General features: G+C 73.5%; 9 protein-coding genes. 8 read left to right on the plus strand and 1 reads right to left on the minus strand.

The genetic code is table 11. The annotated features are described in order from the left end of the window. Nucleotides 1-75: 75 nt before the first annotated feature. Nucleotides 76-1,470, plus strand: coding sequence for a replication-associated recombination protein A (locus ABD358_RS10175; protein ID WP_344630560.1), 1,395 nt, complete (start codon nucleotides 76-78; stop codon nucleotides 1,468-1,470). 13 nt (nucleotides 1,471-1,483) lie between these two features. On the opposite strand, the gene ABD358_RS10180 is transcribed toward ABD358_RS10175, so the two are convergent. After that, entirely contained in the window at nucleotides 1,484-2,290 is an 807-nt protein-coding gene (locus ABD358_RS10180; RefSeq protein ID WP_344630561.1) for a DUF2470 domain-containing protein, read from the minus strand. A gap of 133 nt (nucleotides 2,291-2,423) precedes the next feature. Here ABD358_RS10180 and rpsD point away from each other — a divergent pair, with 133 nt between their 5' ends. The 7 genes from rpsD (at nucleotide 2,424) to ABD358_RS10215 (ending at nucleotide 10,127) form a co-directional block, all read left to right on the plus strand. Further along, nucleotides 2,424-3,035: a 30S ribosomal protein S4 gene (gene rpsD / locus ABD358_RS10185; RefSeq protein ID WP_344630562.1), complete on the plus strand. Its 612-nt coding sequence runs from the start codon at nucleotides 2,424-2,426 to the stop codon at nucleotides 3,033-3,035. Nucleotides 3,036-3,307: 272 nt separating this feature from the next. Further along, nucleotides 3,308-3,754, plus strand: a complete 447-nt coding sequence (locus ABD358_RS10190; protein ID WP_344630563.1) for a DUF948 domain-containing protein — start codon at nucleotides 3,308-3,310, stop codon at nucleotides 3,752-3,754. A 7-nt stretch (nucleotides 3,755-3,761) separates the two neighbouring features. Beyond that, entirely contained in the window at nucleotides 3,762-4,109 is a 348-nt protein-coding gene (locus ABD358_RS10195; protein WP_344630564.1) for a DUF6167 family protein, read from the plus strand. After that, a complete protein-coding gene (alaS, locus tag ABD358_RS10200) occupies nucleotides 4,109-6,772 on the plus strand; it encodes an alanine--tRNA ligase (RefSeq protein WP_344630565.1) in 2,664 nt (887 codons plus the stop codon). Before ABD358_RS10195 ends, alaS begins: the two co-directional genes overlap by 1 nt. Further along, nucleotides 6,772-7,236: a Holliday junction resolvase RuvX gene (ruvX, locus tag ABD358_RS10205; RefSeq protein ID WP_344630566.1), complete on the plus strand. Its 465-nt coding sequence runs from the start codon at nucleotides 6,772-6,774 to the stop codon at nucleotides 7,234-7,236. The genes alaS and ruvX overlap by 1 nt, the downstream gene beginning before the upstream one ends. Before the next feature lie 124 nt (nucleotides 7,237-7,360). Beyond that, the gene (gene mltG, locus ABD358_RS10210; protein WP_344630567.1) at nucleotides 7,361-9,178 is read left to right on the plus strand and encodes an endolytic transglycosylase MltG; all 1,818 of its coding nucleotides are present in this window, start codon (nucleotides 7,361-7,363) and stop codon (nucleotides 9,176-9,178) included. Between the two features lie 85 nt (nucleotides 9,179-9,263). Next, nucleotides 9,264-10,127, plus strand: a complete 864-nt coding sequence (locus ABD358_RS10215) for a shikimate dehydrogenase (RefSeq protein WP_344630568.1) — start codon at nucleotides 9,264-9,266, stop codon at nucleotides 10,125-10,127. Nucleotides 10,128-10,326: the final 199 nt, after the last annotated feature.

The raw sequence follows: 10,326 nt of genomic DNA on the forward strand, positions 1-10,326 counted from the left end.
GTTCCCGGCCCCCGGCCCCTCGGCGTCCTCCGGCTCTCCCGGCACTGTCGGCGAGGTGGCTTAGGGTTTCGTTCCGTGGAAGACGATCTGTTCACCGCCGCCGCAGAGGAACGCCGGGAGAAGGATCCCGCCAGCACTCCGCTGGCGGTCCGGATGCGCCCGCGCACCCTGGACGAGGTCGTCGGCCAGCAGCACCTGCTGCGCCCCGGCTCCCCGCTGCGCCGCCTGGTCGGCGAGGGCGGCAGAGGCCCGGCGGGGCCGTCGTCGGTGATCCTGTGGGGGCCGCCCGGCACCGGCAAGACGACCCTGGCGTACGTCGTCAGCCGGGCCACCGACAAGCGCTTCGTCGAACTGTCGGCGATCACCGCCGGGGTGAAGGAGGTCCGGGCCGTCATCGAGGGCGCCAAGCGCTCCTCGGGCGCCTACGGCAAGGACACCGTGCTGTTCCTGGACGAGATCCACCGGTTCAGCAAGGCCCAGCAGGACTCCCTGCTGCCGGCCGTGGAGAACCGCTGGGTCACCCTCGTCGCGGCGACGACGGAGAACCCGTACTTCTCGGTGATCTCCCCGCTGCTGTCCCGCTCGCTGCTGCTCACCCTGGAGCCGCTGACCGACGACGACCTGCGCGGGCTGCTGCGCCGCGCCGTCGCCGACGAGCGCGGACTGGCCGGCGCGGTGAGCCTGCCCGAGGACGCCGAGGCGCACCTGCTGCGGATCGCCGGCGGCGACGCGCGCCGGGCGCTCACCGCGCTGGAGGCGGGCGCGGGCGCGGCCCTGGCCAAGGGCGAGGAGACGATCACCCTGGCGACGCTGGAGGAGGCCGTCGACCGGGCCGCGGTGAAGTACGACCGGGACGGCGACCAGCACTACGACGTGGCCAGCGCGCTCATCAAGTCCATCCGCGGCTCGGACGTGGACGCGGCGCTCCACTACCTGGCCCGGATGATCGAGGCGGGGGAGGACCCGCGGTTCATCGCCCGGCGCCTGATGATTTCCGCCAGCGAGGACATCGGCCTGGCCGACCCCACCGCCCTGCAGACGGCCGTGGCCGCCGCGCAGGCGGTGGCGATGATCGGCTTCCCGGAGGCGAGGATCACGCTCGCCCAGGCGACCATAGCCCTCGCCCTCGCGCCGAAGTCCAACGCCGCCTACCTGGCGATCGACGCGGCCCTGGCGGACGTGCGGGCGGGGCTGGCCGGCCCCGTGCCGCCGCACCTGCGCGACAGCCACTACAAGGGCGCGCGGAAGATGGGCCACGGCGAGGGGTACCTGTACCCGCACGACGTGCCGGGCGGCATCGCCGCGCAGCGGTACGCCCCCGACGGCGTCCACGGCAGGCGGTACTACGAGCCCACGCGGTACGGGGCGGAGGCCCGGTACGCCGAGGTGGCGGAGCGGGTGCGGGCCAGGCTGCGGGGCGAGGGCGCGCCGCGGGAGGAGCCGAGGGGGAGACCGGCGGAGGAGGGGTGAGCCCTCCGGTCCGTCACTCCGGCGCGGCCGCCTCGAACAGGGCGCGCACGGCCCGCCGCAGCTCCCGGACGGTCCGCACCGGGCGGGGGAAGTCGAAGCGCGCGTCGAAACCGCGTCCGTCGGCCCAGAACCGCACCCGCAGCCCGAACCGGTCCAGCGCCAGCGGCACCACCCGCTCCCGGGAGCCGGCGCCGCAGGCCCGTTCGCGCTCCCCCAGCAGGGCGCACAGTCCGCGCAGCAGGTCGTCGTGGGCGGCGGCGAGGTGCTGGAGGAGCTCGGCCTCGTGGCGGGCCAGCGGATCGGGCTCGGCGGCGGCGAACTCCTCGGGCTCGACGGACTCGGCGCCCCACAGGTCGTCGATCCAGCCCTCGCCGACCTCCAGCCGCAGCGGTGTCCAGGCGGGCCCCGGGAACGGGCCGTGCGGGTGCCGGGCGGCGAGCAGCGCGGCGCAGGCGGTGCGCTCGGCACCGGTCACGGGGGAGAGCCAGCCCGCCAGCCGGGCCCGGCCGCGGATGCGGTGGGGGACCGCGACGGGCGCCACGTCGGTGATCTCCACCACAGCGGCGAGGTCGTCGCCCCGGGCGTGCACGGCGACCCCGGCAGCCGGGGAACCGGCCGGGACCAGCAGGAACACGTCCCCCTCCGGGGTGACGGCCCGGGCCTCGGCGGCGCCCTGCCCCGGCTCGTGCGGTTCGGCACCGGGAATGACCAGGGCGGCCGAGGCGTTCGCCTCCACGAGGGTGCGCAACCGCTCGGCGCCGCCAGGCCGCCGGACGTCCGATTCCTCCTCGGGACGCGGCTGACCCCTTCCCGCGCTCATCACGCCTTCGGCGCCGGCCGTGCGGCCGGCGCCGCGTGCGGAACCGGCGCCGGACAGGGGACTCCCAGGTCGAAACATGCGTTCTCCTCCGCTAAGGTAAGGCTCACCTAAGTTACACGGAGGTCCGTTCAACGTGAACCAGTCGCGTCCCAAGGTCAAGAAGTCGCGTGCGCTCGGCATCGCGCTAACCCCGAAGGCCGTCAAGTACTTCGAGCAGCGTCCCTACCCGCCGGGCGAGCACGGCCGGGGCCGCAAGCAGAACAGCGACTACAAGGTCCGGCTGCTGGAGAAGCAGCGGCTGCGCGCCCAGTACGACATCAGCGAGCGCCAGATGGCGCGGGCCTACGACCGCGCCCGGAAGGCCGAGGGCAAGACCGGCGAGGCGCTCGTCGTCGAGCTGGAGCGCCGGCTCGACGCGCTCGTGCTCCGCTCGGGGCTCGCCCGCACCATCTACCAGGCGCGGCAGATGGTCGTGCACGGCCACATCGAGGTCAACGGCCGCAAGGTCGACAAGCCCTCCTTCCGGGTCCGTCCCGGCGACGTGGTCATGGTCCGCGAGCGCAGCCGCGACAAGCACCCCTTCCAGGTGGCCCGCGAGGGCGGCTACGCCACCGACGGCGAAACCCCGCGCTACCTGGAGGTCAACCTCAAGGCGCTGGCGTTCCGCCTCGACCGCGACCCCAACCGCAAGGAGATCCCGGTCGTCTGCGACGAGCAGCTCGTCGTCGAGTACTACGCCCGCTGACGCCCACCGGGCGCCGCCCGGGCACGCGGACACGCCCGGACCTCCCGGTCGCCGGCCCTCCCACCGCCCCCGGGCGGCGGGAGGGCCGGCGCGCGTGCGCCGCGCACACGCCCCGCCGGGCCGGTGGCCGGGAAGAACGCGGTACGGGCCAGGGGCCCCGGCGCGATAAGGTCGGTATCCGCCGTCGCACCCGTGGGATCGGTGGGCGCAGACCCCTTCACGAGCCACGGCGCGACGGCCGACCCCCATACATCCGAGGGAAGCGGTGCAGCGTGTCCGGTGGAGAGGTGGCCGGCCTCCTGGTGGCCGTCTTCTGGGCGATCCTGGTGTCGTTCCTCGCCGTGGTGCTGGTGAGGCTCGCGCAGACGCTCAGGGCGGCGACCAAGCTGGTGACGGGCGTGACGGAGCAGGCGGTCCCCCTCCTCGCCGAGGCGTCCGAGACCGTCCGCTCGGCGCAGAGCCAGCTCAGCCGGGTCGACGCCATCGCCGCCGACGTCCAGGAGGTCACCGCCAACGCCTCGGCGCTCTCCTCCACCGTCTCCACCGCCTTCGGCGGCCCCCTGGTGAAGGTCGCCGCGTTCGGCTACGGGGTGCGCCGCGCCCTCGGACGCAGGAGCAGCCCGCCGCGGCCCCGGCGCACCGTCGTCGTGGGCCGGTCCGTCCCGGCCGCCCGCCGGGCGGGCCGCGCACGCCGCGACGGACGCGACGGAGAGGACTGAGCCCACCGTGTTCCGCCGCGCCTTCTGGTTCGGAGCCGGCGCCGCCGCCGGCGTCTGGGCCACCACCAAGGTCAACCGCAAGCTGCGCAGCCTCACCCCCGAAAGCCTCGCCGCCAGGGCGGCCGACCAGGCCGTGGCGGCCGGACACCGGCTGAGGGACTTCGCGCTCGACGTCCGCGCCGGAATGGCGCAGCGGGAGAGCGAGTTGAACGAGGCACTGGGGCTGACGGCACCCGTCGACCCCGCTCCCGACCACCCCGAGCTCCCCGCGCGGGTACCGCCCCGGACACTGCCCGGCGGCCCCCGCCGCGGACTCGGCGCCACCCACCCGTACGACCGGAATGAGGACCACTGATGGAGTCGGCTGAAATCCGCCGCCGCTGGCTGCGCTTCTTCGAGGAGCGGGGGCACACCGTCGTGCCGTCGGCGTCGCTGATCGCGGACGACCCGACGCTGCTGCTGGTTCCCGCGGGCATGGTGCCCTTCAAGCCGTACTTCCTGGGGGAGGCCACCCCGCCGTACAAGCGCGCCACCAGCGTGCAGAAGTGCGTGCGCACCCCGGACATCGAGGAGGTCGGCAAGACCACCCGGCACGGCACCTTCTTCCAGATGTGCGGCAACTTCTCCTTCGGCGACTACTTCAAGGAGGGCGCCGCCAAGCTCGCCTGGGAGCTGCTCACCACGCCGCAGGACGAGGGCGGCTACGGCCTGGACCCGGAGCGGCTGTGGATCACCGTCTACGAGGAGGACGACGAGGCCGAGCGCATCTGGCGCGACGTCGTCGGCGTCCCCGCGGAGCGGATCCAGCGCCTGGGCAAGAAGGACAACTTCTGGGACATGGGCGTGCCCGGTCCCTGCGGCCCCTGCTCCGAGATCAACTACGACCGCGGCCCGGAGTTCGGCCCCGAGGGCGGCCCGGCCGTCAACGACGAGCGCTACGTGGAGATCTGGAACCTGGTCTTCATGCAGTACGAGCGCGGTCCGGGCGAGGGCAAGGACTACCCGATCGTCGGCGAGCTGCCCAGCAAGAACATCGACACCGGCCTCGGTCTGGAGCGCCTGGCGATGATCCTGCAGGGCGTGCACAACATGTACGAGACCGACACCCTGCGCGCGGTCATCGACAAGGCCGGCGAGCTGACCGGCGTGGCCTACGGCGACGCCGAGAACACCGACGTCTCCCTGCGCGTGGTCGCCGACCACATGCGCACCTCCGTGATGCTCATCGGCGACGGCGTCACCCCCGGCAACGAGGGCCGCGGCTACGTGCTGCGCCGCATCATGCGCCGCGCCATCCGCAACATGCGCATCCTGGGCGCCGAGCGGCCGGTCGTCGGCGACCTGGTCGACGTCGTGATCGGCATGATGGGGCAGCAGTACCCCGAGCTGATCACCGACCGGCAGCGCATCGAGACCGTCGCGCTCGCCGAGGAGGCCGCCTTCCTCAAGACCCTCAAGGCCGGCACCAACATCCTCGACGCCGCCGTCACCGAGACCAAGGCCGCGGGCTCCCGCGTCCTCCCCGGCGACAAGGCGTTCCTGCTCCACGACACCTGGGGCTTCCCCATCGACCTCACCCTGGAGATGGCCGCCGAGCAGGGCCTGTCCGTGGACGAGGAGGGCTTCCGCCGCCTGATGAGGGAGCAGCGGGAGCGCGCCAAGGCCGACGCGCGGGCCAAGAAGACCGGCCACGCCGACCTGAGCGCCTACCGCGAGGTCGCCGACACCGCCGGGTCCACCGTCTTCACCGGCTACACCGACACCGAGGGGGAGGCCAGCGTCGTCGGCCTGCTGGTGGGCGGCGTGCCCTCGCCGGCCGCCTCCGAGGGCGACGACGTCGAGATCGTGCTCGACCGCACCCCGTTCTACGCCGAGGGCGGCGGCCAGCAGCCCGACACCGGCCGGATCCGCCTGGACAACGGCGCCGTCGTGGAGGTCCGCGACGTCCAGCAGCCGGTGCCCGGCGTCACCGTGCACAAGGGCACCGTCCAGGTCGGCGAGGTCACCGTCGGCTCGAACGCCTACGCCGCCATCGACGTGCGCCGCCGCCGGGCCATCGCCCGCGCCCACAGCGCCACCCACCTCACCCACCAGGCGCTGCGCGACGCGCTCGGCCCGACGGCCGCCCAGGCCGGCTCCGAGAACGCCCCCGGCCGCTTCCGCTTCGACTTCGGCTCGCCGAACCCGGTGCCCGGCACGGTCCTCACCGACGTCGAGCAGAAGATCAACGAGGTTCTCGCCCGCGAACTCGACGTCACCGCCGAGGTGATGAGCATGGACGAGGCCAGGAAGCAGGGCGCCATCGCCGAGTTCGGCGAGAAGTACGGCGACCGGGTGCGCGTGGTCACCATCGGCGACTTCTCCAAGGAGCTGTGCGGCGGCACCCACGTGCACAACACCGCCCAGCTCGGTCTGGTGAAGCTGCTGGGCGAGTCCTCCATCGGTTCCGGCGTGCGCCGCGTGGAGGCCCTGGTCGGCGTGGACGCCTACCAGTTCCTCGCCCGCGAGCACACGGTGGTCTCCCAGCTCACCGACCTGGTCAAGGGCCGCCCCGAGGAGCTTCCGGAGAGGATCTCCGGGATGCTCGCCCGCCTGAAGGAGGCCGAGAAGGAGATCGAGCGCTTCCGCGCCGAGAAGGTCCTCGCCGCCGCCGCCGGACTGGCCTCCTCCGCCCGGGACGTGAACGGCATCGCCTTCGTCGGGGGCCGGGTGCCCGACGGCACGACGGCCGACGACCTGCGCAAGCTCGTCCTCGACGTCCGGGGCCGCGTCCAGGGCGGACGCCCGGCCGTGGTGGCCCTGTTCACAGTGGTGAACGACCGCCCGCTGACCGTCATCGCCACCAACGACGCCGCCCGCGACCGCGGGCTGAAGGCCGGCGAGCTGGTCCGCGCCGCGGCCAAGGCCCTCGGCGGCGGAGGCGGCGGCAAGCCGGACGTCGCCCAGGGTGGCGGCCAGAACCCGGACGCGATCGAGGAGGCCGTCGCCGTCGTCGAGCGCCTGGTGGCGGACGCCTGATGCGACGGGGCAGGCGGCTCGCCGTCGATGTCGGGGACGCCCGGATCGGGGTCGCCTCCTGCGACCCCGACGGGCTGCTGGCCACCCCGGTGGAGACCGTGCCGGGACGCGACGTCCCGGCCGCCCGCCGGCGGCTGGCCCAGCTCGTCGCCGAGTACGAGCCCCTGGAGGTCGTGGTCGGGCTCCCTCGCTCCCTCAGCGGACGCGAGGGCCCGGCCGCGGCCCGGGTGAGGGCCTTCGCACGGGAGCTGGCCGGGGACATCGCACCCGTGGCGGTGCGCCTGGTGGACGAGCGGATGAGCACCGTCACCGCGGCCCAGTCCATGCGCGCCTCGGGCGTGTCGTCGAAGAAGGGCCGGAGCCGCATCGACCAGGCGGCGGCCGTGGTCATCCTCCAGAGCGCCCTGGAGACCGAGCGGGTGTCGGGCAGTCCCCCGGGCGAGTGCGTCGAGGCGGCGGCCTGATCGCGGTACGGTAACGTTCCGCCCGGACAGCGCTGTTCGAATACCAGCCGTACGGCAGGCGGGGATTCGGGCACCGGTCCGTGTGTACCAGAACCGGCTGCCGCCTCGCGGCTCTAGGGGATCGATGACTGAGTATGGCCGGGGCGCCGGCTCCGAACCGTGGCATCCCGACGACCCTCTCTACGGGGACCGGCAGTGGGAGCAGCCCCAGCAGGGAGGCTGGGACCCGTACGGCGGCGGACAGCAGTACCAGCCCCAGCAGGCGCAGCAGTCACACGACCCTCTCAGCGACCCCCTCAACGATCCGCTGAACGATCCCCTGACGCCCTCCTACGGGGGGCAGGAATGGGGCGCCCAGGACGGTGGCCGGCCGTACGGCCACCAGTCCGACCCCTACGGACAGCAGCACGGCGACCCGTACGGCCACGGCCGGCACGGGGATCCCTACGCGCAGCAGCACGGGGACCCCTACGGCGGGGGACACCACCAGCAGCACGGCGATCCGTACGGGAACCAGGGCTGGGACACCCAGGGCGGCGGGCAGTACCAGGACCACCACGGAGCCCAGGATCCCTACGGCGCCCAGGATCCCTACGGGCAGCAGCCCGGTCAGCACGGTCCTCCGCAGCACCCGCACGGCCGGCACCCGCACGACCGGCAGCACCCGCCGCAGGTCCGGCGCCGGGACGAGCCGGACCCGGGACCCGGACCCGACGAGGAGACCGGCTGGGACCCCGGCCCCGACCAGGGCGAGCACGCCTTCTTCACGGACGCCGACGACACCGACGGCACAGATGACGCCGTCGGCGAGGGCACCGGCGGCGGCCGCGGCGCGGACGGCGGCCGTTCCGGCCGTGCCGGGCGCCGGGACAAGGGCCGTGACAAGGGCAGGAGCAAAAACGGCGTCGCCTGCCTCGTCGTCGCCGTCGTCCTGGTGGGCGGCGTGGGCGGCGCGGGCTACTTCGCCTACGACTTCTACCAGAGCCACTTCGCCGCCGCGCCGGACTTCTCCGGACAGGGCAGCGGCGAGGTCCAGGTCGAGATCCCCGAGGGCAGCAGCCTGGCGGAGATGGGGGCCATCCTGGAGAAGGCCGGGGTGGTCAAGAGCCAGGGCGCGTTCATCGAGGCGTCCAACACCGACCCCGCCAGGACGCGGACCATACAGGCCGGCGTCTACGTGCTGCGCAAGGAGATGTCGGCCGAGGCGGCCCTGGAGATGATGCTCGACCCCTCCAGCCAGAACGCCCTCATCATCGCCGAGGGGAAGCGGGCCTCGGAGGTCTACGCCCTGATCGACGAGAAGCTCGGTCTGAAGAAGGGCGCCACCGCCGCCGCCGCGGAGAAGGCCGACCTCGGGCTGCCCGAATGGGCCGAGGACAACCCCGAGGGCTTCCTCTTCCCCGCCAAGTACACCGTGGGCGAGAAGACCGAGCCCGAGGACCTGCTCAAGCAGATGGTCGAACGGGCCGAGCGGGAATTCGAGAAGTTCGACCTGGAGGGCCACGCCGAGCAGCTCGGACTCGACTCGCCGCTGGAGGTGCTCACCGTCGCCAGCCTGGTGCAGGCCGAGGGCAAGTACAAGCACGACTTCGTGAAGGTCGCCCGCGTCGTCTACAACCGCCTCAGGCCCGACAACACCGAGACCAACGGCTACCTGCAGTTCGACTCCACGTACAACTACGCGAAGAACCAGTACACGCTGGACGTGCCCTCTCCCAGCGCCATGGCGAAGTTCGACCACCCGTACAACACCTACGCCAAGAAGGGCCTGCCGCCGGGGCCCATCAACAGCCCGGGAGCGGAGGCGCTGCACGCCGCGGTCGAACCGGCCGAGGGCGACTGGCACTACTTCGTCTCGGTGACCGAGGACAACACCGTGTTCACCGAGACCTACGAGGAGCACCAGAAGTACGTGGAGGAGTACAACAAGACCCAGCAGTGAACGGGCCCGGGTTCCCCTTCCGGCGGGGACCCGGGTACCGTCCGTCCCCGTGAGGAGTACCGACGATGCGGCAGGACGCGCAGAGATGAGCGAACCGGTGGGCAGCGGTACCGGCGGCAGACGGGCGGCGGTCCTCGGATCCCCCATCGCCCATTCGCTCTCCCCGGTGCTCCACCGGGCCGCCTACGGGGCGATGGGCCTGGCCGGCTGGACCTACGACCGCTTCGAGGTCGGGGAGGACGGCATCGCCCCCTTCCTGGAGAAGATCGCCGGGAGCGGGGAGCGCTGGGCCGGGCTGTCGCTGACCATGCCCCTCAAGCGGGCCGTCATCCCGCTGCTGGACGGCATCGGTGACACCGCCGCGTCGGTCGAGGCCGTCAACACCGTGGTCTTCACCGACGACGGCCGCCGTTTGGGCGAGAACACCGACATCCCCGGCATGGTCGCCGCCCTCCGCGAGCGCGGTGTGGAGAGCGTCCCGCGCGCCGCGGTGCTGGGCGCCGGGGCCACCGCCTCCTCGGCGCTGGCGGCGCTCGCCCGGATCTGCTCCGGCGAGGTCACCGCGTACGTCCGCAGCCGGGCGAGGGCCGAGGAGATGCGCGGCTGGGGCACGCGGCTGGGCGTGGAGGTGACGACCGCCGACTGGGCGGACGCGCCGCGGGCGCTGACCGCGCCCCTGGTGATCGCCACCACCCCGGCGGGCGCCGCCGACGCTCTGGCGGCGGCCGTGCCCGAGCGGCCCGGCACCCTCTTCGACGTCCTGTACGAGCCCTGGCCCACCCCGCTGGCCGCCGCCTGGGCCGCCCGGGGGGGACGGGTCGTGGGGGGCCTGGACCTCCTGGTCCACCAGGCCGTCCTCCAGGTCGAGCTGATGACCGGCCGCGCCCCGGCGCCGCTGGACGCCATGCGCGCGGCGGGCGAGGCGGCGCTGGCGGCCCGCGCGTCCTGACGGCGTGAGACGCGCGTCCCGCCTGCTGGACGCACGGCCGGCGCGGTGCCGCGACCGTGAAAAGATCGAGGGCGAGCACGTACGGGCCTGGACTGAGGAGCACCGTTGAGCAGGTTGCGCTGGCTGACCGCGGGGGAGTCGCACGGTCCCGCACTGGTGGCGACGCTGGAGGGGCTGCCCTACGGGGTGCCGATCACCA

It is taken from the genome of Streptomyces glaucosporus (assembly GCF_039533345.1).
Taxonomy (GTDB): Bacteria; Actinomycetota; Actinomycetes; order Streptomycetales; family Streptomycetaceae; genus Streptomyces; species Streptomyces glaucosporus.